A 26,628-nucleotide genomic window follows, 5' to 3' on the forward strand; every position below is an offset into this window, starting at 1 on the left:
GGATTTTTTTGTAAGTGAGTTTTAGGACGGTTCAACACACTTATGGTTTAAATAGTTTGAACCAGCCTTTAGATTTAAAAAATGCTAGCATAGATAGTGCAAGCAAGAGCATGATGCCAAGCACGATAAAGTAGCTGTACCGTCCATGAAGTTCGGGCATATTATCGAAGTTCATGCCGTAAACACCCGCAATAAACGTTAAGGGTATAAAAATGGTGGAGACAATCGTCAACATCATCATAATGCCGTTCATACGGCTAGAGCTCATGGCCATATAGCTATCGCGCATATCTGCTGTAAGCTCACGATTAGATTCGACCATTTCTGTAAGCTTTGCTAAATGATCGTGAATATCACCGAAGTAGGCTCTTTCCGATTTTTTAAGGGCAAAGCGATAGGAACTAAGTATTCGGTACAGTAGGTCACGCATTGGTAAAATTGTACGCCGTAAATGGAGCAAATCACTACGGAATTCAAAAACAATTTGCATTGCATTCACATTACTTTGATAGGTCAGCTCATCTTCAAGTGCATTTAAATGATCCTCAATTTTATAAACAAGTGGGAAATAACTATCGACTATTTTATCGATTGTTTGATAGGTCAGAAAAACAGTGCCTCGTTCCCAATATTTCGGTTGCTCTTCTAAAAGCTTCTGTACCTTTTCAATTTCGGCCGCTTCATTTTTGTGGAATGTAACAATAAAATGATCGGAAACAAAAATATTTAATTCCTCAGCAATTAATGTTACTTCATTCAATTTATGAATAACGAAGAAATGATAATCATCATAAAAATCGAGTTTTGGTCGCTGTAAACGCATTAAGCAGTCTTCGATTGCAAGTGGATGGAAATGAAAAAATGTATCGAGCAAAAGCTCCTCTTCTGCAGTTGGGCAATTAAAATCTACCCAATACCACTCATAATCGTTTTGCTTTATGTCTTCAAGTGGGAAGTCCTTTATTAATTGTTGATCTTTCGTCATAGCCATCGTGCGAATCATGGCATTCACCTCAAATCTGTTTATCTCGTATTAAGTAAGCACGAAGTCTCGCTCCTAAAGCAGAGAAGGAAGAGGAGACAATCAACGGAAGATCATTACCTCATGAACTTATAGTACACTACTATATTATACGGATAAAAGTTACTCTTTATAGCATATCCAACCGCCGAATAGTGTCGTTGCAAAAAACCTCGAAGGCTGTGAAAAACCTGCCTGTTGTAAGAGTGTCACTATCGCCTCCTCACGCATAAATGAAAGCGAGCGGATGGATTGCTCCATACTAGCTAATTCCGATGCTGAAAGTTTTGTATGCTGTTGCCAATACGCGCGCCATAGTTCAAATTGCAGCTCTGTTTCAGTTGAGTTCAGTTGACCGTATTTAGAAACAAGGACGAATGGTGCACCTGATTTTAAGCGTTGTGCAATTCCTTTTAATGTAGCAAGTTTCTCCTCATATGATTCAATAAAATGGAGTACTAGTATACAGCTAGCCGCATCAAAGCTCGTAGCAGGCACCGCAGCAGTTAGTATTGTACCTTGTAGTAAAGAAATATCATTTGATAATGATTGAAGACGGTTTTCTGCAATTTCCAACATCGCTTCAGAAGGATCTATTCCGACAAATGACCAATCGGGTCTTTGCTCAGCTAACTGTATAATTTCATTGCCACTACCAGAGCCAACAACTAAAAAACTAGCTTTTTCTTGTAGTGCGGATTGATAAAAAGCTTTCGTTAAACGCAGCATGGCATCGTAACTTGGTAATGTACGTCGGATGCCTTTTTCATATTCGTTAGCAAGTGTGCTATTAAATTCCATCTAGTATCACATACCTTTCAAAAAAAATTTAAAAATTTACGCAGCATTTGAAACTATTTAGCGTATAGTTCCGTAAATAGGAGTATTAATAATAATGACATACCATAAAGGAAGGTTGATATATATGGAAACAAAATGGTCTAAGGTAATCATACATGCCAGCGCGTTTTTTGCGCCATTTTTAGTGCCGATTTTATTTTTCCTAATTAGTTCAGATGAAGAAGTGAAAAGTGTTTCGGTGCAAGCTTTATTGTTCCAAATCGTGATGGGCATATTGATTGTAATTGCTAGTATCCTATCTTTTGTATTAATCGGTTTACCGTTCTTACTAATTTTCATCGCTATGGTTTACATCGTACCTATTATCGGAATCGTAAAGGCATTTTCAGAGGAACCTTGGCGTTACCCGATAGTTGGACGCTGGGTATAATTTTTAATGACGCAAGTATATGCTATATGCATATGCTTGCGTTTTTTCTATAAGCAAAAAGGGTACATTATAGGCAAAATCAATTTTAATTATTAGGGACAAGCTTTTTTTAAAATCGCCAACTCCCTTTTTTACACAGATATAAAAGTACATCATGATTAAGTTAATATGTCCCTGCCGTCTGTTTTTTTGAAGACAATCTGTTAAACAATGCGCTTTACACAAATCATTGTGCGAAATAATTGCAATTATTTTCAAGCGTTTTGTATAATATACTCAAAGATAGTCAAAGATAGTCAAAGTCAGTGAGGTAAGCGAGGTGTATTCCTAAAGTGCGTAATATTTCAGACATCATAGAAGGCTACTTAAAGCAAGTACTTGAATTAGGTGGAGAAGGGCATATTGAAATTAAACGTAGTGAAATTGCTGATAAATTTCAATGTGTGCCCTCACAAATAAATTATGTGATCAATACAAGATTTACAGCTGAGCGGGGTTACCTTGTTGAAAGTAAACGGGGTGGCGGTGGATACATTCGTATTTTGCGTGTCCGTGCAAACTCACAAATTGATTTGATAGATGATGTGCTCTTGCAAATTGAAGGGGGAGCCTCGCAAACGGTTGCGGAGGGTGTTGTGTATCGTTTGATTGATGAGCAGGTAATTTCGAAGCGAGAAGCGAAATTAATGTTAGCAGCGGTTGATCGTTCGACTTTAGATTTACAACTACCTTTACGGGATAGCATTCGTGCAAAAATTTTGCGAGCGATGTTAACAACCATTAAATATGAAAAGCAAAAATAAAGAGGTGATGGAAATGATTTGCGAACATTGCAAGCAGCGCAATGCGACAGTAACTGTGACACAAGTACAAAATGGGCAGAAGGTGGAACACCATTATTGCGATGTCTGTGCATCACAGTTCCATCCGTTCCATGCAGAGTTTAAACAAGAGCCTGTATCGATTCAACAATTATTATCCAACTGGTTTGGCTCACCTACATGGCAAAAAGTCGGTGAAAAACAGCAAGCGCCACCTCAGCAACAAACATGTCCACAATGTGGATTTACGTATAAGCGATTTTTAAAAGAGGGTAAATTTGGTTGCCCTAGTTGTTATGACACGTTTAGCGAGCATTTGCCAAAGCTGTTTAATCGTATTCAAGCAGGACCACAGCATATAGGTAAAATGCCTGGTGCTCAAAACAATGTTTTTGTCATTAAAAAGCAAATTGAAGATATTCGAAAACGCATGAAGGCTGCAGTGGACGAGGAGCAATTTGAGGAAGCGGCGAAGCTTCGTGACGAGGCAAAAAATCTTGAGCAACAGCTACAATTCGAAGGTGGTGATGTGTCATGATGATTGAATCGTTTTTAGAGCGTGCTACACCTGCCTGGATGGATATGGAGGATGATTATTCAGATATCGTCATTAGTACACGCATCCGCCTTGCGAGGAACTTAGATGGTTTTCGTTTCCCTTTAGTTTTCTCGGAAAACGAAGCATTACAGGTAGAGCAGGCTGTCACCCACGCAATACAGGACAGTTCCAAGCTTCAAGAAAGATATTCTTATTTTTCTATAAAAGATTTAACATCGTTACAACGACAAATTTTAGTTGAAAAGCATTTAATCAGTCCACAGCTTGCAAAAAAAGAGCAAGTCGGCGCTATGTTGTTGTCTGAGGATGAATCAATTTGCATTATGGTGAACGAAGAAGACCATTTACGCATTCAATGTATGACGGCGAGTTTTCAACTTCAGAAGGCCTACGAGCAAGCAAATAAGATTGATCGAGCCTTAGAAGGAGCCTTGCCATATGCGTTTCGTGATACTTTTGGATATTTAACAAGTTGTCCAACCAATATTGGTACTGGGTTACGTGCTTCTGTTATGATGCACCTTCCCGCGCTTACACTGACAGGTCAGATGAATCAAATCATCAATGCAATGACTCGTTTAGGGATGACCGTTAGGGGTATATACGGTGAAGGTAGTGAAAATTTAGGGAATATTTATCAAGTATCAAATCAAATTACACTAGGAAAAACAGAAGAAGACATTTTAGCAGACATCCAAAGTGTTGCAGAAAAAATAATTCAAAAAGAACGACAAGCAAGGAGTAAGCTAATGGAAAAAGCGGAACTTGCTTTAGAAGATCGTGTATACAGAGCTTTAGGGACATTAACACATGCTCGAATTTTAACGAGTGAAGAAGCTGCTACTTGCATATCAAATGTACGTTTAGGAGTGGATTTGCAGTTGATTGATAATATTAAAGCAACATCTTTAAACGAATGCGTTGTCAGCATGCAACCAGGATTTTTACAGCACTATGCAGGAGAGGTTTTACCGCCTGCTGAGCGAGACAGAGCACGAGCAAAAATGTTGCGAGAGGCATTATTTCTAGAAACTAAGAGTAAGCCTATTATAGGGGGAAAAGGAGAGGATTCATATGATGTTTAATCGTTTTACACAACGCGCACAAAAAGTATTACAGCTTGCACAGGAAGAGGCAATTCGTTGGAAGCACGAATCAATAGGAACAGAGCATATTCTTTTAGGGCTTATTCGTGAAGGCGGTGGTATAGCTGCGAAAGCATTAGAAGCCATTGATATTAGCCCTCAAATGATTGAAGCAGGTATTGAAGAGCTAGTCGGTAAAGGAACAGAGGATGTTGGACCAATCGTGCACTACACGCCTCGTGCGAAAAAAGTAATTGAATTATCGGTTGATGAGTCGCGTAAATTAGGCCATTCCTATATTGGCACAGAACATTTACTATTAGCGCTTATTCGTGAAGGCGAAGGGGTAGCTGCTCGTGTATTAAACAATGCTGGTGTGGGCTTAAATAAAGCTCGTCAGCAAGTATTATTGTTATTAGGTAATAACGACAATGCACAATCTGGACAACAAGCGACACAGGCTGCAAATACGCCTACATTAGATAGCTTAGCGCGCGATTTAACACAAATTGCCCGTGAAGGTTCGTTAGACCCTGTTATTGGACGTAGTAAAGAAATTACACGTGTTATTGAAGTGCTATCACGTCGTACGAAAAATAACCCTGTGCTTATTGGTGAACCAGGGGTAGGTAAAACAGCGATTGCTGAAGGCTTAGCGCAACAAATCATTAACAATGAAGTGCCAGAAATTTTGCGCGATAAACGTGTAATGACGCTTGATATGGGAACGGTTGTTGCCGGCACTAAATACCGCGGTGAATTTGAAGATCGTTTGAAAAAGGTAATGGATGAAATTCGTCAAGCGGGCAATGTCATCTTATTCATTGATGAATTGCACACGCTAATCGGTGCAGGTGGGGCAGAAGGTGCAATTGATGCTTCAAACATTTTAAAACCATCATTGGCACGTGGTGAATTACAATGTATTGGTGCTACAACATTAGATGAGTACCGCAAATACATTGAAAAAGATGCAGCTTTAGAGCGTCGTTTCCAACCGATTCAAGTCGATGAGCCAACTGTTGAAGAAGCTATTCAAATTATTCACGGCTTGCGTGATCGTTATGAGGCGCATCACCGTGTGAAAATTACAGATGAGGCGATTGAGGCAGCGGCAAAAATGGGTGATCGTTATATTTCAGACCGCTTCTTGCCTGATAAAGCAATCGACTTAATCGATGAAGCTGGTTCAAAAGTACGCTTACGTTCATTTGCAGTGCCACCAAATTTAAAGGCACTGGAAGATAAACTTGAAAATGTTCGCTCTGAGAAAAATGCGGCTGTATCTGGTCAAGAATTTGAAAAGGCAGCGTCTTTAAGAGATACAGAGCAAAAGCTAAAAGACGAAATTGAAACAACGCGTAAAACATGGAAAGAAGAACAAGGTAAAGCCGAATCGAAAGTAACGGTAGACGATGTGGCAGCTGTAGTTTCTATGTGGACTGGAATCCCTGTAGCAAAAATTGCACATGAAGAATCATCTAAACTATTACAACTTGAGGAAGAATTGCATAAACGAGTTGTTGGGCAAGGTGAGGCTGTTGAGGCAATTTCTCGTGCGATTCGACGTGCAAGAGCTGGTTTAAAAGATCCGAAACGTCCAATTGGTTCATTTATTTTCCTTGGTCCTACAGGGGTCGGGAAGACAGAACTTGCAAGAGCACTTGCAGAAGTAATGTTCGGTGATGAAGATGCGATGATTCGCGTTGACATGTCAGAATATATGGAGAAACATTCGACTTCACGTTTAGTGGGCTCGCCTCCGGGATATGTAGGCTTTGATGATGGTGGTCAGCTTACAGAAAAAGTGCGACGCAAACCGTATTCCGTAGTGCTACTTGATGAAATTGAAAAAGCTCACCCAGATGTTTTCAATATTTTACTTCAAGTACTTGAAGATGGTCGTTTAACTGATTCTAAAGGACGTGTCGTTGATTTCCGCAATACGGTTGTCATTATGACTTCTAACGTTGGCGCGGACGCGTTAAAGTATCAAAAAAATCTTGGCTTCAGCTTAGGAAGCTCGGAGTCGAAGCATAAAGATATGAAGGGTACAATGCTAGAAGAATTGAAAAAAGCATTCCGTCCAGAATTTTTAAACCGTATCGATGAAATGATTGTGTTCCACTCACTAGAAAAAGAACACTTAAAAGAAATCGTTTCAATGATGGCTAATTCCTTAACAAAACGTCTACAGGAGCAGGATATTACGTTAGAGTTAACCGATGCTGTACTAAATAAAATTGCAGAGGAAGGCTATGATCCTCAATATGGTGCTCGTCCACTCCGTCGTGCATTGCAAAAACAAGTGGAAGACCGTTTATCGGAAGAACTGCTTAAAGGCAATGTAGAAAAAGGAAACCAAGTTGTAATCGATTATGTAAATGAAGAATTTGTCGTTAAGAAAAAAGAGGGCGTTTCAATTTCTAAATAAGCAGATTGTTTATTGTTAACGTGTTGATTTGAGAAGACAGCGAGGCCAAGAGTGCCAAGCTGTCTTTTTTTATGTAAAATGAATATAAGAACAAATATTCGAGGTGGTACTATGGCGAAGAAAAAAACTAAATTTGTCTGTACAGGTTGTGGATATGAATCTGCAAAGTGGATGGGTCGTTGTCCAGGGTGTGGAGAATGGAATAAAATGGTTGAAGAAGTAGAGGTCGTTGCGAAAGGTCCTCGAGGAGCATTCCAACATTCAGCTACAGTAACACAAAAGGCTATACCTATTATACAAGTGGAAGCAGCTGAGGAATCTCGGGTAGCTACTGAAATGGGAGAGCTCAATCGAGTTTTAGGCGGTGGTATCGTGCCAGGATCCCTTGTATTAATCGGTGGTGACCCTGGGATTGGGAAATCAACGCTTTTATTACAAGTATCAGCGTTGCTATCAAATAAAGGGCACCGTGTGCTGTATATTTCTGGGGAGGAATCTATTCGACAAACGAAATTGCGTGCAGAGCGTTTAGGAGTAATATCTCAAGAACTTTATATTTATTCGGAGACGAATTTAGAGTTGTTAAACCAAACGATTGATGATGTTCAGCCGAAGTTTGTGATCGTCGATTCCATACAAACTGTTTTCCATCCAGAGGTGACAAGTGCACCTGGTAGTGTGTCGCAAGTGCGTGAATGTACAGCAGAGCTAATGCGAATTGCAAAAACGAAAGGCATTGCCATTTTCTTAGTAGGGCATGTAACGAAAGAAGGGCAAATTGCTGGACCACGTATTTTAGAGCATATGGTGGACACCGTGTTGTATTTCGAAGGAGAGCGCCATCACAACCACCGTATTTTACGGAGTCAGAAAAACCGCTTTGGCTCTACAAATGAAATTGCTATTTTTGAAATGCTTCAGGGGGGCTTAAAGGAAGTGTTGAATCCGTCTGAGTTGTTTTTACAAGAACGCTCACAAGGGGCGGCAGGCTCAACCATTGTGGCATCAATGGAGGGGACAAGACCAATTTTAGTAGAAATTCAATCACTTGTGACGCCGACGAGCTTCAATTATCCAAAACGTATGGCAACAGGGGTGGACCAAAACCGCGTGCAATTGCTTATGGCGGTGCTTGAAAAGCGGATGGGCCTCATGCTGCAAGCGCAGGATGCATATATTAAAGTTGCTGGCGGTGTGAAGCTTGATGAGCCTGCAATTGACCTAGCGGTGTTGACGAGTATTGTTTCTAGTTTTAAAGATCAGGCGGTGCGTGGTACAGATTGCTTTATTGGTGAAGTGGGCTTAACAGGAGAGGTTCGTCGTGTAACACGTATTGAACAACGTGTTATTGAGGCGGCAAAACTAGGCTTTAAGCGAGCGTTTATACCTGCCTCTAATATTGGTGGTTGGGACTTCCCACAAGGTATCGAAATTGTTGGTGTAGAGACAATTAAGGACGCATTGAATGCCTGCTTTAGAGAGTTATAAATAAATTATTAGGTCAATTTTATAAATAGTTCCTAAAAGAATTCCAACATTGAAGTGGAGCAAAGGGTTAACGGATAGCGTTCTACCTGTAGTGTAACGTTACAAAATGATAGAAGTGAATTATGAAATTGATTGACTAAATAAGGTGCATGCTGGGGGATATCCTAGCATGCACTTTTCCACCATTTATAGCGGTCATAAAAATTTTATGAAATTGGATAATAATTATTGCAAAAATAATGCATCTCTTCAGGCTTCTGTAACGTCCCATAAACAGCAGTAAAAATAATAATGTTTTGATGGGCTCAAAAAAGATTTTCTGCTGAAAAATATGTATAATCATTATAAGAATTGGAGGTGACAGTATGAAAAAATTTATTCAGATTGCTTTTTTACTGATTGGGGGAGCTTTAGGCCTTGTTTTCTTACCGCCATTATACGAATTGCTTCATTTATCATCTAATCCTTGGCTTGATAATCCTTATGTATCAGTTGCTTTAGGGGCACTTTTACTATTTACATTATCGTTTGCATTTTCCGACTATTTTGTTCGGCTTATTAGCTGGATGGAAGAGGTGCTATTTAAAGTACCAGTTGGAGATTTATTATTTGGTACGCTTGGCCTTATTGTAGGACTTATCGTTGCATATTTCCTAGGCTTTGCGATTAATAGCGTTCAGATTCGCGGTATTACAGAAGTGATTCCAATCATCCTGTCGTTTGTGTTTGGATATTTGGGCTTCCGTGTCGGCTTTAAAAAGCGAGATGAGTTACTACAGTTATTTACATTACGTGGGAGTAATTCGAAGAAAAAAGCAGCTGAAGGTATTGATGCTCCAGAAATTCGTGGTAGTTATAAATTGCTAGATACGAGCGTTATTATAGACGGACGTATAGCGGATATATCTGAAACAGGCTTTATCGAAGGTGCCCTAGTGGTGCCGCAGTTTGTGCTAACGGAGCTTCAGCATATTGCAGATTCCTCAGATACTTTAAAACGTACAAGAGGTCGCCGTGGTTTGGATATATTAAAAAAACTGCAAGATGAACGTATGACAAAAGTAGAGATTACTGAAGAAGATTTTGAAGATGTGCAGGAAGTCGATTTAAAACTTGTACGTCTTGCAAAGAAAATGGGCAATGATACACAAATTGTTACGAATGATTTCAACTTGAACAAAGTATGTGAGCTACACCAAGTGCAAGTGCTGAACATCAATGATTTGGCAAATGCAGTGAAGCCAGTAGTTATTCCTGGTGAGGATATGCAAGTTGTCGTTATTAAAGATGGGAAAGAGCATAACCAAGGTGTCGCTTATTTGGATGATGGCACGATGATAGTTGTAGAAGGTGGTCGAAGTTATATAGGACAGGCAATTACAGTAACTGTAACGAGCGTTCTACAAACATCAGCAGGTCGTATGATTTTTGCCAAGCCAAAGGATGATTAGGAAGTGGGAAATGTGCAGTATGAAGTAGTACTTCCGGCGGCAGGTAGCGGGAAGCGAATGGGAGCAGGACTAAATAAATTATTTTTAGAGCTTTTAGGGAAACCGATTTTAATACACACATTAGAAGTATTTGAGCAAGATAGAAACTGCACAGGAATTTGGCTTGCGGTGAAGCCGGAGGAGCGAGCGTTTATTCAAGAATTGCTCGTGAATTATGGCATCTCTAAGGTCAAGGGCTTGCCCGATGGTGGTGCAGAGCGCCAACATTCGGTTCATTCCTGCATGAAGGAAATGGAGCAAGTTGATATCGTTTTAGTGCATGATGCAGCACGTCCATTTATTACGCACGCAATTATTGCAAACCTTGTGCAAAGTGCTCATGATTTTGGCGCTGCTATCGCTGGCGTTCGTGCAAAGGATACGATGAAAAAAGTACGTGATGGCATCATTGAAGAAACAGTAGATCGTGAAAGCCTGTGGATGATTCAAACACCGCAAGCTTTTCGCTTTGATTTGATTGTAGAGGCCGAAGATGTTGCCGAGAAAGTAGGCTTCCTAGGTACAGACGAGGCAATGCTAGTTGAACGTCTTGGTCATGCTGTTCATATTGTAGAGAGTACCTACGAAAATGTGAAGATGACAACTAAAGAAGATTTACTATTTGGTGAAGCAATTTTACGTCGCCGAGTGTCGGAAACTTATTAAAAATAACTTTTAAATCTCATCAACTTTAAATGTAGCTGATGGGATTTTTTTTATTCATCTTGAACAAACTATAAAAAACTTTAAGTATGTTGTTTATCTCTATCTTAAGTAAGATATGTATGGAAAGAGTTTTGAAGATGATGTGGAGAGCTCAATTTCCTAGGAAATATGGTAAACTGTCTATAAATAGAAAATCATAAAGGCAGGTGAATGCTGTTACAATTATCTCTGTTGTAACGGCAGTATTGTATGTTTCGAGTAGGACAAGGTTTTGACGTACATGCATTTGAAGAAGGGCGTCCACTAATTATTGGCGGTATTACAATTCCGCATGAAAAAGGCTTAGTAGGGCATTCGGATGCAGATGTATTATTACACACAGTAACAGATGCAGCACTTGGGGCAATAGGTGAAGGCGATATTGGTCGTCATTTTCCAGATACAGATCCTGAATGGAAGGATGCTGATTCAGCAAAGTTACTAGAGTATATTTGGAAAATCGTTGAAGACAAAGGCTATGTGCTTGGCAATGTAGATTGCACCATTATGGCACAACGTCCAAAAATGGCGCCTTACATTGAGCAAATGAGAAACCGCATTGCAACGCTATTAAACGCAGACGCATCACAAGTGAATGTCAAAGCGACAACTACTGAAAGACTGGGCTTTACAGGTCGAGAAGAAGGCATCGCTTCAATGGCAACGATTCTATTGATAAAAAAATAAAAAATGGCGCGTGTCCAATTCCTAAGCACGCGCTACTTTTATTTCCTATACTACAGTGGTAAAATGAACAATTAAAAAGGTCGGAATTATTTTCAGACGAACATTTAGGAGGCATTTAATTATGACGAAAGAAGTTCGCGTTCGTTACGCGCCATCACCAACTGGATTTTTACATATTGGCGGTGCTCGTACAGCGTTATTCAACTATTTATATGCAAAACATCATAACGGTAAATTCATCGTGCGTATTGAAGATACGGATATTGAGCGTAATGTAGAAGGTGGAGAAGCGTCTCAGTTAGATAACTTAAAATGGTTAGGTATCGAATATGACGAGTCAATCGATATTGGTGGTCCTTATGCGCCTTATCGTCAAATGGAACGCCTAGATATTTATAAAGAGCATGCTGAAAAGTTATTACAAGAAGGTAAAGCTTATAAATGTTTCTGTTCATCAGAAAAATTAGAGGCATCTCGTGAAGAGCAAAAAGCTCGTGGCGTTGCAGCACCAACATATGATGGTACTTGCCGTCATTTATCTGCTGAAGAAGTAGCGGCTAAAGAAGCGGCTGGCGAGCAATATACAATTCGTATGCGTGTACCTGAAAATGTAACATATGAATTTGAAGATTTAGTGCGTGGACAAGTATCGTTCGAATCAAAAGATGTTGGTGACTGGGTACTTGTGAAAGCAAATGGTATTCCAACATACAACTATGCGGTAGTGTTAGATGATCACTTTATGGAAATTTCACACGTATTCCGTGGTGAAGAACATTTATCAAACACACCAAAACAAATGATGATTTTTGATGCATTTGGCTGGGAATATCCTCGCTTTGGGCATATGACATTAATCATTAACGAGAACCGCAAAAAATTATCAAAACGTGACGAGTCAATTATTCAATTCGTAACGCAATATAAAGACCTTGGTTATTTACCAGAAGCTATGTTCAATTTCTTCGCTTTACTAGGTTGGTCTCCTGAAGGTGAAGAAGAGATTTTCACAAAAGAAGAATTTATTAAAATGTTTGATGAGAAACGTTTATCAAAATCGCCATCTATGTTTGATAAGCAAAAGCTTACTTGGATGAATAATCAGTACATCAAAAAATTATCTTTAGAAGAAGTAGTGGCTTTATCTTTACCACACTTACAAAAAGCTGGCGTATTACCAGAAGAGCTAACAGCTGAAGAGCGTGCTTGGGCGACAGATTTAATCGCGCTTTACCATGAGCAAATGAGCTTTGGTGCTGAAATCGTAGAGCTATCTCGCCTATTCTTTAACGATCATATTGAATATGATGAGGAAGCAAAAGCAGTTTTAGCTGGCGAGCAGGTACCAGAGGTAATGGCTGCGTTTAAAGTGCAACTTGAAAATTTAGAAGAATTTACACCTGAAACTGTCAAAGCAGCTATTAAAGCTGTGCAAAAAGAAACAGGGCATAAAGGTAAAAATTTATTTATGCCAATCCGTGTTGTGACGACAGGTGAAACGCACGGTCCTGAGCTTCCGAATGCTATTTGTTTAATCGGTAAAGAGAAAACAATTGACCGTGTAGAAAAATACGCGAAATAATAGAAATTTATTGACAAACTGTTTCTTCGATGTAAAATGAATGTACATTGAGAAAGCGTTGATAAGGAGAAGTACGTGGCGCAAGCTCTAAAGAGAGGACCATCACCGGCTGAAAGTGGTCTGAGCCAAGGCAAAACCGAAATGCACCTTTGAGCATAAAGCTGAACAATAGTAGGCTTTATCGGGTCGTTCCCGTTATAGGACGTCCAAAGTGGAAGGCTTATGCCTTCAATCAGAGTGGAACCGCGCAAATTCAGCGTCTCTGTCATTCCTTTTTAGGAATGATAGGGGCGCTTTTTATTATTTTTTTATGATTTTCGGGTGTTAGATGAAACAGGGAAATCATTACTAATAACAATAGGTTTTAAAGTAATTTTGCATAGGGTTATTGTAAGGATTGGAAATAACGTGGTCGAGATCACAAACACACATTGAATCGAAAAGGGGGAGTTTTGATGTTTAAAAGAATAAAGGAAGATGTAGAGACTATTTTCGAAAATGATCCAGCGGCGCGCAGTGTACTTGAAGTTGTGTTAACATATTCAGGGCTGCATGCTACATGGGCGCATCGTGTTGCACACTGGTTTTTTAAAAGACGTTTTTATTTTATCGCACGCGTAATTTCACAAATAAGTCGCTTCTTTACAGGAATTGAAATACACCCTGGTGCTAAAATTGGTCGTCGCTTCTTTATTGACCACGGCATGGGTGTTGTTATAGGGGAAACATGTGAGATAGGTGATAATGTTACACTTTATCAAGGTGTTACACTAGGCGGTACAGGGAAAGAAAAAGGCAAGCGCCACCCGACATTAGAAGATAATGTGTTAGTTGCCACTGGTGCAAAAGTATTAGGTTCTATTACAATTGGTGAGAATAGTAAAATTGGTGCGGGTTCAGTAGTATTAAAAGAAGTACCACCAAATTCTACGGTAGTCGGTATCCCTGGTAAAGTAGTGATGAGAGATGGTGTTCGTTTGGAGAAAAAACTAGACCATCAAAATATTCCTGACCCTGTAGAGGAACGTTGTCAAGGTTTCGAAAAGCAAATAGCAGCATTGCAAGAAGAAATCGGACGCTTACAAAAGGAGAGAGAAACACAATGAGTATTCAAATTTTTAACTCATTAACAAGACAAAAAGAAACTTTCGTACCGCTAGAAGAAGGCAAAGTTAAAATGTATGTTTGCGGTCCGACTGTTTATAACTATATTCATATTGGGAATTCACGTCCTGTAATTGTGTACGATACGGTACGACGATATTTTCAATATAAAGGCTACGATGTGAAATTTGTATCAAATTTCACGGATGTGGACGATAAAATTATTAAAGCAGCAAACGAGCTTGGTGAAGAAGTTCATGAGCTTACTGACCGTTTTATTGCTGCATATTTTGAAGATGTTACGGCACTAGGATGCAAAAAGGCCGACGTACATCCTCGTGTAACGGATCACATGGATGACATTATTGAATTTATTAAAGTGTTAATCGAAAAAGGTTACGCATATGAATCGGCTGGCGATGTGTATTACCGAACTCGAAAATTTAACGGCTACGGTAAGCTTTCACATCAATCGGTGGATGATTTGAAAATCGGTGCACGTATCGAAGCAGGCGAGAAAAAAGACGATGCATTAGACTTTGCATTATGGAAAGCAGCAAAACCTGGTGAGATTTATTGGGAAAGTCCTTGGGGCAACGGACGTCCAGGATGGCATATTGAATGCTCGGTCATGGCACGTGAGCATTTAGGTGATACAATTGATATACATGCAGGTGGTCAAGATTTAACATTCCCGCATCATGAAAATGAAATTGCGCAATCCGAAGCACATAACGATACAACATTTGCGCGTTACTGGATGCATAATGGATATATTAATATTGATAATGAAAAAATGTCTAAATCCCTTGGTAATTTTGTGCTCGTGAACGATATACGTAAACAAATCGATCCGCAAATTTTACGTTTCTTTATGTTATCTGTACATTACCGTCACCCAATTAACTTTGCTAAAGATTTAGTAGATGCGGCAGCTACTGGTTTAGAGCGTATTCGCACTTCTTATAACAACGTTAAGTACCGCTTATCCGCTACTGCAAGTCTCGGTGAACACTCGGACGAATGGCTCCAACAAATCGCTACACAAAAAGCACAATTTGAAGAAGCGATGGATGATGATTTCAATACAGCAAATGCTATTTCAGTATTATTTGAATTAGCTCGTATTGCTAATATTTACTTGAATGAGACAAATACTGATGAAAAAGTATTATTAACTTTTGTTGAAACTTTTGAGGTATTAGGTGACGTCTTAGGTATTGAATTTGCAAAAGAGGCTGAACTGCTAGACGAAGAGGTTGAAGCACTTTTGCAGGAACGCGTAGAAGCACGAAAAAATCGTGACTTTGCTCGTTCAGATGAAATCCGCGACCATTTACAGGCGCAAGGTATCATTTTAGAGGATACACGCCAAGGGACAAGATGGAAACGAGGGTAAGTAACTTGGATAAACTCCGAAATGAAGATGTTAAGCAATTAAATGCATTAGCGCTCGCATATATGGGAGATGCGGTTTTAGAACAAAAGGTCCGCGAGTATTTACTGCGTAGTGGCCGTGTAAAGCCGAATACACTCCATAGAGAAGCAACACATTATGTATCAGCAAAGGCACAGTCAACGATTGTACATCGCATGATAGATGAGAACTTTTTAACAGAGCAGGAATTGGCAGTGTTCCGACGAGGACGCAACGCCAAGTCCGGTTCTGTTCCCAAAAATACAGATGTCCAAACTTACCGGAATAGCTCCGGCTTTGAGGCGGTACTCGGAAGCTTGTATTTACTAGGTGAATTAGAACGCGTTTATGACATCATTGCATACGCTATTCAAATAATCGAGGAATTAAAAGGAGTGTCAAAATAATGGCAGAACAAAATGGTGAAATTATTGCCGGTAAAAACCCAGTGTTAGAAGCACTTCGTTCAGGCCGCGATATGAATAAAGTATGGATTGCAGAAGGTGTTAAAAAGTCAGGGGTCAATGAACTGCTTGATTTAGCGCGTGAACGTGGCATCATTGTTCAATTTGTTCCGAAAAAAAAGGTCGATCAATTATCGGATGCTAATCATCAAGGAATTGTTGCCTCTGTTGCAGCGTATAGCTATGCAGAGTTAGATGATTTATTTGCAGCGGCACAAAAAAAACAAGAAGATCCGTTTTTCTTAATATTAGATGAGTTAGAAGATCCACATAATTTAGGCTCTATTATGCGAACAGCAGATGCAATTGGCGTTCATGGTATAATTATTCCAAAGCGTCGCTCAGTGAGTTTGACGGCGGTTGTGGCGAAAGCTTCTACAGGAGCGATTGAACATGTACCAGTTGTGCGTGTTAATAACCTAGCACAAACAGTAGATGAGTTAAAAGAGCGCGGCGTATGGATTGCTGGTACAGATGCAAAAGGTTCTGCGGATTATCGAAAAATGGATGCAACCTTACCACTTGCAATTATTATTGGTAGCGAGGGCAAAGGGATGGGTCGCCTGTTAAAAGAGAAATGTGACTTTTTATATCATCTGCCTATGGTTGGGCATGTCACATCATTAAATGCTTCTGTTGCTGCCGCACTATTAATGTACGAAGTGTATCGTAAACGTCAAGAAGCGAATGAGTAACGATGAAAAACATTTTGCTTGTTGACGGCTATAATATGATTGGAGCTTGGAAAGAGCTACGCCCATTACGTGACACAAATTTTGAAGATGCACGTAAGCGATTAATTGAGCTTATGGCTGAATATAAAGCGGCGATAGGATGGCGCGTGATCGTAGTTTTTGACGCCCATCTTGTGCCGGGGGTGGAACAATCTTATATAGAGAATGGTGTCGAAATCATTTATACAAGGAAAAATGAAACAGCAGATGAACGCATTGAAAAGATGACACATGAACTAAAGGCAAGACATGTACAAATTCACGTCGCAACTTCCGATATGGCAGAACAAAGTGTTATTTTTGGTAATGGTGCACTACGCAAATCGGCAAGAGAGCTAGAAATTGATATGAGCATTATTCAGCATAAAATTTCTCACGATGTAAAAAGAAAGCAAGAAAGCAAGCCACCTTCACGCATTGAGCTAAAGCCAGATGTGGCACTTGCCTTCGAAAAGTGGCGTCGTGGATTAAAATGATTGATTGACGCATATTTTCCAATTCCGTTATACTGTTCCTAATTATCTGTTGCAGCTGAGGTGATACCATGTTTAAAAATAGTATTGTACAAGTGACGCAAGATTTTGAACGATTCAATGATGAAGAGCTTATTGAAATGGTGCATCAAGGTAATACAGATGCGTTGGATTTTTTAATTACAAAATACCGTTTGCTAGTAAGAGCAAAGGCAAGGTCTTATTTTTTAATAGGTGCTGATAAAGAGGATATTGTACAAGAGGGTATGATTGGCTTGTATAAAGCTGTCCGTGATTTTAAAGGGGACAAGCTAGCTTCTTTTCGAGCTTTTGCAGAGTTATGTATAACAAGACAAATTATTACAGCTATTAAAACAGCAACAAGGCAAAAACATATTCCATTAAATTCCTACGTTTCTCTAGATAAGCCTATTTTTGATGAGGAATCAGATCGCACATTAATGGATGTTTTAACAGGCGCTATTATGGATGATCCAGAAGAGTTAATGATTCATAGAGAAGAGTTTGGTTATTTAGAAGAAAAAATGAGTGAAATTTTAAGTGAATTGGAGCTACAAGTATTAGCTCTATACTTAGATGGGCAATCTTATCATGAAATTTCTGCAAAATTGAATCGGCATGTAAAGTCAATTGATAATGCTTTGCAACGAGTGAAGCGGAAATTAGAGCGTCATTTAGTGCTCGAGGAAATGTCATAGAGGGCATGTACCCTTGTTGACATTGACAATTTTAGGTGTTAGTCTTTAAAAGACAAAGTGCCGAAAAGGTGATTACATGGCAAAGAAAGTCGTGCTAAATTGTGAAAAATGCGGATCGAGAAATTACACTTTTCCTGCTAAGGGAGATACTACTGTACGTCTCGAATTAAAGAAATTTTGCTCGCATTGCAATGAACATACAGTGCATAAACAAACGTTATAAAATATTTTGTAAATAGACAGATATGATTGATTCGGAGGTTAGGCTAGAATGGGCAAGATTAAAAGTTTTTTCAGCGACGTAATGTCGGAAATGCGAAAAACTAGCTGGCCAAAAAGTAAAGAACTGACGAAATATACAGTCGTTGTAATTTCAACTGTAGTAATTATGGCTTTATTTTTTGTGTTAGTAGACTTAGGTATTTCATCATTATTCCGCTGGTACTTAGATTTATAATTTAGAAAAGAGCATGTTAATACTTTTGAAAATAGCCCGTCCATTACAATAACGGGTTTTTTCGTTTGTTTTATTAAGTGAAGAGCAGTAAAATGTTCTCATTATGATTAAGTGTGACTACCAGCGAAAGTATGTTGGTAGCGATAGATGACTATGCTAATTAGGTATATATCATCGAGCTTTCGCTTGCTAAGGCGAAAGCTATGTTTTTCTATTGGGAAGTTTGTGAAAAGAATAAAGGATGCACTTTGCATATCGCGATCATTTCACTTTTATTTGTAAGGGAGGGACGGACGAGTAGTCCTAGCAGTTATGGAGAAAAATTGGTATGTTGTTCATACGTATTCAGGGTATGAAAACCGTGTAAAAGCAAACCTAGAAAAACGTGTTGAAACAATGGGGATGCAAGATAAAATCTTCCGCGTTATCGTGCCTGAGCACGAGGAAACAGAAATGAAGGACGGCAAAAAGCGCACAATGATGCGTAAAGTCTTTCCTGGTTATGTCCTAGTAGAGCTAATTATGACAGATGATTCTTGGTATGTTGTCCGCAATACGCCAGGTGTTACTGGCTTTATCGGTTCATCAGGTGGCGGAGCAAAACCAACGCCTCTATTACCAGAAGAAGCAGATCGTCTATTAGAACAAATGGGCATGACTGATAAAATTGTTGAAATCGATATTACTATCGGTGAAGCAGTTGAAGTATTAGAAGGACCATTTGCGCACTTCCAAGGACGTGTTGAAGAAATCGACGCTGAAAAAGGAAAACTGAAAGTATCTGTAGATATGTTCGGTCGCGAAACGATTATGGAACTGGATTTTGAACAAATTCAAAAATTATAGTTTTCCATTCTAGTTACCATATTACGTATGATTGAGCGTATATCGCAGATTTTGTTAATTACTACTTGCTTAAAAAATTTAAAAGTGGTATCATTTCAAAGGTCAGACTGTCATACTTCGGTTGACGTCTGTAATGATAATTTTAATGTTATCGGCAATTAGCTGACAGACAGATATTGAGTGGGAGGGGCAACCCAATTACCACATCACGGACTTAAGGAGGTGTGTCTCGTGGCTAAAAAAGTTATTAAAGTTGTTAAACTTCAAATCCCTGCTGGTAAAGCAAACCCAGCTCCACCGGTTGGTCCTGCATTAGGTCAAGCAGGTGTGAACATCATGGGATTCTGTAAAGAATTCAATGCGCGTACTGCTGATCAAGCTGGTCTTATTATTCCGGTTGAAATTTCAGTATTCGAAGACCGTTCATTTACTTTCATTACGAAAACTCCACCTGCAGCAGTTTTACTTAAAGTAGCAGCTGGTATCCAATCTGGATCTGGTGAACCAAACCGTAAAAAAGTTGCAACGGTTAAACGTGATAAAGTTCGCGAAATCGCTGAAACTAAAATGCCAGACCTTAACGCTGCTTCAGTTGAAGCTGCTATGTTAATGGTTGAAGGTACTGCACGAAGCATGGGTATTGTTATCGAAGACTAATCCCAGTTACTTGATGTTTTTGTTTTTGGAAGGTTGCGGAGTTTCTTTGTGAACGCGCAACCTTTATTCGTGGGAGGTAAAATCCGCTATAACCACAATCAAGGAGGAAATATATAATGGCTAAAAAAGGTAAAAAGCTGCAAGATGCAGTGAAATTAATCGACCGTAACAACGTATACGGCGCACAAGAAGCAATCGAACTTGCTCAAAAAACTAGCACAGTAAACTTCGACGCTACTGTAGAAGTTGCTTTCCGTTTAGGAATCGATACTCGTAAAAATGACCAACAAATCCGTGGTGCAGTAGTGCTACCAAACGGTACTGGTAAAACTCAACGCGTATTAGTTTTCGCTAAAGGTGAAAAACTTAAAGAAGCAGAAGCTGCTGGCGCTGACTATGTAGGCGATGCAGAATACATCCAAAAAATCCAACAAGGTTGGTTTGACTTCGATGTAATCGTAGCAACTCCTGACATGATGGGTGAAGTTGGTAAACTTGGTCGTGTATTAGGACCTAAAGGCTTAATGCCAAACCCTAAAACTGGTACAGTTACATTTGACGTAACGAAAGCAATCGAAGAAATCAAAGCTGGTAAAGTAGAATACCGCGCTGACAAAGCTGGTATTATCCACGCTCCTATCGGTAAAGTTTCTTTTGCTACAGAAAAACTTGTAGAAAACTTCTTAACTGTATTTGACGTTGTTCAAAAAGCAAAACCTGCTGCAGCTAAAGGTGTTTACATGAAATCTGTAAACGTTACAACTACAATGGGCCCAGCTATTAAAATTGACGCTGCTAACGTAGTAGTAAAATAATTTTATATAAATTGATTGACAGCTATCCGTATCTTTGGTAAGATGGATGCTGTTGTGAATCATCCATTTGTACCGTAGACAGTAGGAGTGACTTGTCACTTAATGATCCTACCGAGGACATCGGAATTCGGATTCTTATTTTAAAGATGATGACTTTCAGCCTCTGTGTCTATATGACCCAGAGGCTTTACTTTTGTCGGTATAAATGACCCATTCTAATAGGAGGTGTCATCATGAGCAAAGCAATCGAAAACAAACAATCACAAGTGCAAGAAATCACTGAAAAATTCCAAGGCGCTGCTTCTGTAGTAGTAGTGGATTATCGTGGTCTTAATGTTGCACAAGTGACTGAACTTCGTAAACAACTTCGTGAAGCTGGTGTTGAGTTTAAAGTTTACAAAAACACTTTAACTCGTCGTGCTGCTGAAGCTGCTGGCGTTGAAGGAATCAATGAAGTATTAACTGGTCCTAACGCAATCGCGTTCTCAACTGAAGATGTTGTAGCCCCTGCTAAAATCATCAACGAGTTCGCTAAGAAAAACGAAGCTTTAGAAATTAAAGCGGGTATTATTGAAGGTACAATCTCTTCTGTTGAAGATGTTAAAGCACTTGCAGAACTTCCATCACGCGAAGGTCTTCTTTCAATGCTTTTATCTGTACTTCAAGCTCCAGTGCGCAACTTCGCACTTGCAACAAAAGCTGTTGCAGAACAAAAAGAAGAACAAGGCGCATAATTTCTTGCGTTGCATAACTTCCGCGGCTTGACCGCAAAAAACTAAAACATATCCAATTAGGAGGAAATTATAATGAACAAAGAGCAAATCTTAGAAGCTATCAAAGCTATGACAGTTCTTGAATTAAACGATTTAGTAAAAGCTATCGAAGAAGAATTCGGTGTAACAGCTGCTGCTCCAGTAGCAGTAGTTGCTGGCGGTGCTGCTGCAGCTGAAGAAAAAACAGAATTCGACGTAGTATTAGCATCAGCTGGTGCTGAAAAAATTAAAGTAATCAAAGTGGTTCGCGAAATCACTGGTTTAGGTCTTAAAGAAGCTAAAGAAGTTGTAGATAACGCTCCTAAAGCTCTTAAAGAAGGCGTATCTAAAGATGAAGCTGAACAAATCAAAGCTAAACTTGAAGAAGTTGGCGCATCTGTAGAAGTTAAGTAATCTCGTATTACTTTTATACAAAAGGAAGCTCGTCATTGTGGCGAGCTTTTTCTTCATTCTGAGGAGGCGTGAAAATGTCAGATCACTATTATACAAGTAAGCCTCAAACTGAAAGTAAACCTCGTCACTGGACGTTCAAGTTACTTGGGCATACGTTTTCCTTTGAAACGGATGCAGGTGTATTTAGTAAAAGCGAAGTAGATTTTGGATCCCGTGTATTAATAGATGCGTTTCAAACGCCAGATGTAGATGGTGCGATTTTTGATGTGGGTTGTGGCTATGGGCCAATTGGGTTATCAATTGCCAAGGCAAATCCTGAGCGCACTATTTTGATGATGGATATTAATGAACGAGCAGTTGCGCTTTCTCAAAAAAATGCGCAAGTAAACGGTGTTCAAAATGTACGAATATTTGTCAGTGACGGACTATCGAATGTTGATGATGAGGCGAAGGCTGCAGCTATTTTAACCAATCCTCCAATTCGTGCAGGAAAGGACACGGTTTTCCGCTTTTACGACGGTGCTTATGATAAGTTAGTCACTTCTGGAGAGTTATGGGTAGTAATTCAGAAGAAGCAAGGTGCACCATCAACGGTTAGCTATTTAGAAGAAAAATTTTCTGAAGTCGATGTTGTGGAGAAGAAAAAAGGATACTGGATAGTGCGTGCAAAAAAATAAATGAAATATGTATAAAATATTGACTTGACAAAACGGCTATGATAACATGATACAATGCAAAAATATTATTTTGAGGTCGTGTGCCCTTTTGGTATATGAATGATTTTATATGGGTATACTTGCCAAGATAAGTTTAGTTAACCGAAAATGAGATCTTTTTGAAGACTCGTTTTCTTTTTGTCTTTCGAAATCATACACTATTTGGATGATTTTGCAAAGACCTAATATCGCTTTATTGAGGGGTGAATGAGTTGACAGGTCAACTAGTTCAGTACGGACAACACCGCCAGCGTAGAAGCTTTGCGCGTATTAAAGAGGTGCTTGAGCTTCCAAATCTGATTGAGATTCAAACGGCGTCTTACGAGTGGTTCCTTGAAGAAGGTTTACGTGAAATGTTCCGTGACATTTCGCCGATCGAGGACTTTACAGGTAATCTTTCATTAGAATTCATCGATTATGCATTAGGTGATCCTAAATATGATGTCGATGAGTGTAAAGAGCGAGATGTTACTTACGCAGCTCCATTACGTGTGAAAGTACGTCTTTACAACAAAGAAACAGACGAAGTGAAAGAACAAGATGTATTTATGGGTGACTTCCCATTAATGACAGAAACAGGTACGTTCATTATCAACGGTGCTGAACGTGTTATTGTTTCACAATTAGTTCGATCACCAAGTGTGTATTTCCATGATAAAACTGATAAAAACGGTAAAAAAGGCTTCGGTGCGACAGTAATTCCAAACCGTGGTGCTTGGTTAGAATATGAAACTGACGCGAAGGATGTAGTATATGTACGTATTGATCGTACTCGTAAGCTACCAGTAACAGTGTTACTTCGTGCATTAGGATTCGGTTCGGATCAAGAGATTATCGATATTATCGGTGATAACGAGTATTTACGTAATACGCTAGAAAAAGATAACTCTGAAAGTACAGAAAAAGCACTTTTAGAAATCTACGAGCGTTTACGTCCAGGTGAGCCACCAACAGTAGAAAGTGCGAAAAGTTTATTATATTCTCGTTTCTTTGATGCTAAACGCTATGATTTAGCGAATGTTGGTCGTTACAAAATGAACAAAAAGCTTCACATCAAAAATCGTTTATTCAACCAAACGATTGCTGAAACGCTTGTTGATCCAGAAACAGGCGAAATTTTAGTAGAGAAGGGCACTGTGCTAGATCGTCGTACTTTAGATAAGATTTTACCTTACCTAGAGGATTCTTCTAAAGGCATTGGCTACCGCACTTTATCACAAGTTGGCGGAGTTCTTGAAGATGACGTAACAATCCAATCTATTAAAATTTATGCACCTAAAGATGAAGCGCAAAAAGAAATCAATGTTATTAGTAATGCCTACATTGACGAAGAAGTGAAGAATATTACACCTGCTGATGTATTATCTTCAGTAAGTTATTTCTTCAACCTACTTTACCAAGTAGGAGCAACAGATGATATTGACCATTTAGGTAACCGTCGTCTGCGCTCTGTTGGTGAGTTATTACAAAACCAATTCCGTATCGGTTTATCTCGTATGGAACGTGTTGTGCGCGAGCGTATGTCTATTAATGATACAGCCGCTATCGTACCGCAACAATTAATCAATATTCGTCCAGTAATTGCGTCTATTAAAGAATTCTTTGGTAGCTCTCAATTATCTCAATTCATGGACCAAACAAACCCGCTGGCAGAGTTAACGCATAAACGTCGTCTATCTGCATTAGGGCCTGGTGGTTTAACACGTGAGCGCGCTGGTTTCGAAGTGCGTGACGTTCACTATTCTCACTATGGTCGTATGTGTCCGATTGAGACACCTGAGGGTCCAAACATTGGTTTAATCAACTCGTTATCTTCATTCGCTAAAGTAAATAAATTTGGTTTCATTGAAACGCCATATCGTCGTATTGACCATGAGACTGGTCAAGTAACGGATCAAATTGATTACTTAACAGCTGACGAAGAAGATAACTACTATGTAGCACAAGCGAACTCGCTATTAAATCCTGATGGGACATTCACTAACGATGAAGTTGTAGGTCGTTTCCGTGGAGATAACACAGTTTTCAATAAGGCTCAAATGGACTATATGGACGTATCTCCTAAACAAGTAGTTTCTGCAGCGACTGCATGTATTCCATTCTTAGAAAACGATGACTCTAACCGTGCGCTTATGGGTGCCAACATGCAACGTCAAGCGGTTCCTCTTTTAAATCCAGAAGCTCCGTTTGTTGGTACTGGTATGGAACACGTAGATGCGCGTGACTCTGGTGCGGCTGTAGTTGCGAAATACGATGGTATTGTTGAGCATGTTGAAGCTCGTTCAATCCATGTACGTCGCATCGAAACAGTCGACGGTAAAGAAGTTAAAGGCGATTTAACAAAATATAAATTACAAAAATTCATTCGTTCAAACCAAGGTACTTCATACAACCAACGTCCACTTGTAAAAGTTGGCGAACGTGTGAAACCTCGCGATATTTTAGCAGACGGTCCATCTATGGAAAACGGTGAACTTGCTTTAGGTCGTAACGTACTTGTTGCGTTCATGACTTGGAACGGGTTCAACTATGAGGATGCTGTTATCATGAGTGAACGCCTTGTAAAAGACGATGTATATACTTCAGTTCATATTGAAGAATACGAGTCAGAATCTCGTGATACAAAATTAGGACCTGAAGAAATTACACGCGACATTCCAAACGTTGGGGAAGATGCACTTCGTAACTTAGACGAACGTGGTATTATCCGTATCGGTGCGGAAGTACGTGATGGTGATATTCTTGTAGGTAAAGTAACGCCTAAAGGGGTTACAGAATTAACAGCTGAAGAGCGCTTATTACATGCAATCTTTGGTGAAAAGGCACGTGAAGTTCGTGATACTTCATTACGCGTACCACATGGTGCGGGCGGTATCATCCTTGACGTTAAAGTATTTAACCGTGAAGACGGCGATGAGTTACCACCAGGTGTTAACCAATTAGTTCGTGCGTATATTGTTCAAAAACGTAAAATCCGCGTTGGGGACAAAATGGCCGGACGCCATGGTAACAAAGGGGTTATCTCTCGTATCTTACCGGAAGAGGATATGCCATTTATGCCAGATGGTACTCCTGTCGATATCATGTTAAACCCATTAGGTGTACCTTCTCGTATGAACATCGGACAAGTTTTAGAGTTACACTTAGGTATGGCTTCTCGTTACTTAGGTGTTCATATGGCAACACCAGTATTTGATGGTGCCAACGAAGAAGACGTATGGGAAACGATGGAAGAAGCAGGGATGAACCGTGACGGTAAAACAATCCTGTATGATGGACGTTCGGGTGAACCGTTCGATAACCGTGTATCTGTTGGGATCATGTACATGATCAAACTTGCACACATGGTTGACGATAAACTTCACGCACGTTCAACTGGTCCTTACTCACTTGTTACACAACAACCACTTGGTGGTAAAGCGCAGTTCGGTGGACAACGCTTTGGTGAGATGGAGGTATGGGCGCTTGAAGCATACGGTGCTGCATACACACTTCAAGAAATTTTAACTGTTAAATCCGATGACGTTGTTGGTCGTGTGAAAACATACGAGGCTATCGTTAAAGGCGAAAGCGTACCAGAGCCAGGCGTTCCAGAATCATTCAAAGTATTGATTAAAGAACTTCAATCTCTTGGTATGGATGTTAAAATGTTAACAATCAATGATGAAGAAGTAGAGCTTCGCGATCTAGACGAAGAAGAAGACCTTCAACCTGCTGACGCACTTAATATTGCGCCACAGCCAGAAACAGAAGAAGAGCCAGTAGAGTCTTTAGAATAATGGATAAGCTTTAGTTCACATTCGTGTGAATATGGTCAAACTTATTTTTCAAATTAGTCGGGCAGGATTTAACGCCCTGCTCGACTTTCTTTATGAATGAAATCAATCTATTTTTAATCTTTTGTCAAAATGTATTTTTGCAAACGATTGTCGAGCTGCGTAAAAGAGTCTTTATAAA

Annotated in this window: 27 protein-coding genes and 2 other annotated features; of the genes, 25 read left to right on the plus strand and 2 right to left on the minus strand. The window is 39.5% G+C overall.

Annotation, left to right across the window (positions count from 1 at the left end):
• Window positions 1-40: 40 nt before the first annotated feature.
• On the minus strand, window positions 41-1,003 hold the full coding sequence (gene corA / locus NSQ74_RS04295) for a magnesium/cobalt transporter CorA (RefSeq protein WP_340821717.1): 963 nt from the start codon (window positions 1,001-1,003) through the stop codon (window positions 41-43).
• Window positions 1,004-1,144: 141 nt separating this feature from the next.
• A complete protein-coding gene (locus tag NSQ74_RS04300) occupies window positions 1,145-1,822 on the minus strand; it encodes a class I SAM-dependent methyltransferase (RefSeq protein WP_340821718.1) in 678 nt (225 codons plus the stop codon).
• A gap of 124 nt (window positions 1,823-1,946) precedes the next feature.
• Here NSQ74_RS04300 and NSQ74_RS04305 point away from each other — a divergent pair, with 124 nt between their 5' ends.
• The 25 genes from NSQ74_RS04305 (at window position 1,947) to rpoB (ending at window position 26,450) form a co-directional block, all read left to right on the plus strand.
• Complete coding sequence (locus NSQ74_RS04305) at window positions 1,947-2,252, plus strand: DUF4870 domain-containing protein (RefSeq protein ID WP_340821720.1); 306 nt, start codon at window positions 1,947-1,949, stop codon at window positions 2,250-2,252.
• A gap of 332 nt (window positions 2,253-2,584) precedes the next feature.
• Entirely contained in the window at window positions 2,585-3,055 is a 471-nt protein-coding gene (locus NSQ74_RS04310) for a CtsR family transcriptional regulator (protein WP_340821721.1), read from the plus strand.
• 13 nt (window positions 3,056-3,068) lie between these two features.
• Entirely contained in the window at window positions 3,069-3,611 is a 543-nt protein-coding gene (locus tag NSQ74_RS04315; RefSeq protein ID WP_340821722.1) for a UvrB/UvrC motif-containing protein, read from the plus strand.
• Window positions 3,608-4,717, plus strand: a complete 1,110-nt coding sequence (locus NSQ74_RS04320; RefSeq protein WP_340821724.1) for a protein arginine kinase — start codon at window positions 3,608-3,610, stop codon at window positions 4,715-4,717. The genes NSQ74_RS04315 and NSQ74_RS04320 overlap by 4 nt, the downstream gene beginning before the upstream one ends.
• The gene (locus NSQ74_RS04325; RefSeq protein WP_340821726.1) at window positions 4,707-7,151 is read left to right on the plus strand and encodes an ATP-dependent Clp protease ATP-binding subunit; all 2,445 of its coding nucleotides are present in this window, start codon (window positions 4,707-4,709) and stop codon (window positions 7,149-7,151) included. The genes NSQ74_RS04320 and NSQ74_RS04325 overlap by 11 nt, the downstream gene beginning before the upstream one ends.
• 111 nt (window positions 7,152-7,262) lie before the next feature.
• Window positions 7,263-8,639, plus strand: coding sequence for a DNA repair protein RadA (gene radA, locus NSQ74_RS04330; protein WP_340821728.1), 1,377 nt, complete (start codon window positions 7,263-7,265; stop codon window positions 8,637-8,639).
• 365 nt (window positions 8,640-9,004) lie between these two features.
• Entirely contained in the window at window positions 9,005-10,090 is a 1,086-nt protein-coding gene (locus tag NSQ74_RS04335) for a PIN/TRAM domain-containing protein (protein WP_340821730.1), read from the plus strand.
• Window positions 10,091-10,102: 12 nt separating this feature from the next.
• Window positions 10,103-10,795 (plus strand): 2-C-methyl-D-erythritol 4-phosphate cytidylyltransferase, encoded by a 693-nt coding sequence (gene ispD / locus NSQ74_RS04340; protein WP_340821732.1) that lies wholly within the window; start codon window positions 10,103-10,105, stop codon window positions 10,793-10,795.
• Window positions 10,796-11,044: 249 nt separating this feature from the next.
• Window positions 11,045-11,521 (plus strand): 2-C-methyl-D-erythritol 2,4-cyclodiphosphate synthase, encoded by a 477-nt coding sequence (gene ispF, locus NSQ74_RS04345; RefSeq protein WP_024364393.1) that lies wholly within the window; start codon window positions 11,045-11,047, stop codon window positions 11,519-11,521.
• A 121-nt stretch (window positions 11,522-11,642) separates the two neighbouring features.
• Complete coding sequence (gene gltX, locus NSQ74_RS04350; protein WP_340821734.1) at window positions 11,643-13,103, plus strand: glutamate--tRNA ligase; 1,461 nt, start codon at window positions 11,643-11,645, stop codon at window positions 13,101-13,103.
• A 49-nt stretch (window positions 13,104-13,152) separates the two neighbouring features.
• Window positions 13,153-13,370, plus strand: a binding site (T-box leader).
• Between the two features lie 188 nt (window positions 13,371-13,558).
• A complete protein-coding gene (epsC, locus tag NSQ74_RS04355) occupies window positions 13,559-14,209 on the plus strand; it encodes a serine O-acetyltransferase EpsC (protein ID WP_340821735.1) in 651 nt (216 codons plus the stop codon).
• Window positions 14,206-15,606 (plus strand): cysteine--tRNA ligase, encoded by a 1,401-nt coding sequence (gene cysS / locus NSQ74_RS04360; RefSeq protein WP_340821736.1) that lies wholly within the window; start codon window positions 14,206-14,208, stop codon window positions 15,604-15,606. Before epsC ends, cysS begins: the two co-directional genes overlap by 4 nt.
• Window positions 15,607-15,611: 5 nt before the next feature.
• Window positions 15,612-16,031 (plus strand): Mini-ribonuclease 3, encoded by a 420-nt coding sequence (locus NSQ74_RS04365; RefSeq protein ID WP_340821737.1) that lies wholly within the window; start codon window positions 15,612-15,614, stop codon window positions 16,029-16,031.
• Complete coding sequence (rlmB, locus tag NSQ74_RS04370) at window positions 16,031-16,783, plus strand: 23S rRNA (guanosine(2251)-2'-O)-methyltransferase RlmB (RefSeq protein WP_340821738.1); 753 nt, start codon at window positions 16,031-16,033, stop codon at window positions 16,781-16,783. Before NSQ74_RS04365 ends, rlmB begins: the two co-directional genes overlap by 1 nt.
• Window positions 16,784-16,785: 2 nt before the next feature.
• On the plus strand, window positions 16,786-17,298 hold the full coding sequence (locus NSQ74_RS04375) for an NYN domain-containing protein (protein ID WP_340821739.1): 513 nt from the start codon (window positions 16,786-16,788) through the stop codon (window positions 17,296-17,298).
• Between the two features lie 68 nt (window positions 17,299-17,366).
• Window positions 17,367-18,014, plus strand: coding sequence for an RNA polymerase sporulation sigma factor SigH (gene sigH / locus NSQ74_RS04380; RefSeq protein ID WP_024364386.1), 648 nt, complete (start codon window positions 17,367-17,369; stop codon window positions 18,012-18,014).
• Window positions 18,015-18,090: 76 nt separating this feature from the next.
• On the plus strand, window positions 18,091-18,237 hold the full coding sequence (gene rpmG, locus NSQ74_RS04385) for a 50S ribosomal protein L33 (protein WP_340821740.1): 147 nt from the start codon (window positions 18,091-18,093) through the stop codon (window positions 18,235-18,237).
• Between the two features lie 48 nt (window positions 18,238-18,285).
• Entirely contained in the window at window positions 18,286-18,471 is a 186-nt protein-coding gene (gene secE, locus NSQ74_RS04390) for a preprotein translocase subunit SecE (RefSeq protein WP_004233589.1), read from the plus strand.
• A 312-nt stretch (window positions 18,472-18,783) separates the two neighbouring features.
• A complete protein-coding gene (gene nusG, locus NSQ74_RS04395) occupies window positions 18,784-19,317 on the plus strand; it encodes a transcription termination/antitermination protein NusG (protein ID WP_340821742.1) in 534 nt (177 codons plus the stop codon).
• 231 nt (window positions 19,318-19,548) lie between these two features.
• Window positions 19,549-19,974, plus strand: a complete 426-nt coding sequence (gene rplK, locus NSQ74_RS04400) for a 50S ribosomal protein L11 (RefSeq protein WP_004233593.1) — start codon at window positions 19,549-19,551, stop codon at window positions 19,972-19,974.
• A 116-nt stretch (window positions 19,975-20,090) separates the two neighbouring features.
• On the plus strand, window positions 20,091-20,789 hold the full coding sequence (gene rplA, locus NSQ74_RS04405; RefSeq protein WP_340821744.1) for a 50S ribosomal protein L1: 699 nt from the start codon (window positions 20,091-20,093) through the stop codon (window positions 20,787-20,789).
• A gap of 54 nt (window positions 20,790-20,843) precedes the next feature.
• Window positions 20,844-20,990: a sequence feature (ribosomal protein L10 leader region), on the plus strand.
• A 32-nt stretch (window positions 20,991-21,022) separates the two neighbouring features.
• Window positions 21,023-21,523, plus strand: a complete 501-nt coding sequence (gene rplJ / locus NSQ74_RS04410; RefSeq protein ID WP_010860619.1) for a 50S ribosomal protein L10 — start codon at window positions 21,023-21,025, stop codon at window positions 21,521-21,523.
• Window positions 21,524-21,595: 72 nt separating this feature from the next.
• Complete coding sequence (gene rplL, locus NSQ74_RS04415; protein WP_010860618.1) at window positions 21,596-21,955, plus strand: 50S ribosomal protein L7/L12; 360 nt, start codon at window positions 21,596-21,598, stop codon at window positions 21,953-21,955.
• A 74-nt stretch (window positions 21,956-22,029) separates the two neighbouring features.
• The gene (locus NSQ74_RS04420; protein WP_340821746.1) at window positions 22,030-22,632 is read left to right on the plus strand and encodes a class I SAM-dependent methyltransferase; all 603 of its coding nucleotides are present in this window, start codon (window positions 22,030-22,032) and stop codon (window positions 22,630-22,632) included.
• Between the two features lie 242 nt (window positions 22,633-22,874).
• A complete protein-coding gene (gene rpoB, locus NSQ74_RS04425) occupies window positions 22,875-26,450 on the plus strand; it encodes a DNA-directed RNA polymerase subunit beta (protein WP_340821747.1) in 3,576 nt (1,191 codons plus the stop codon).
• Window positions 26,451-26,628 lie beyond the last annotated feature (178 nt).

Origin of the sequence: Lysinibacillus sp. FSL W8-0992 (assembly GCF_038008685.1) — a bacterium.
In the GTDB taxonomy this organism is placed as follows: Bacteria; Bacillota; Bacilli; order Bacillales_A; family Planococcaceae; genus Lysinibacillus.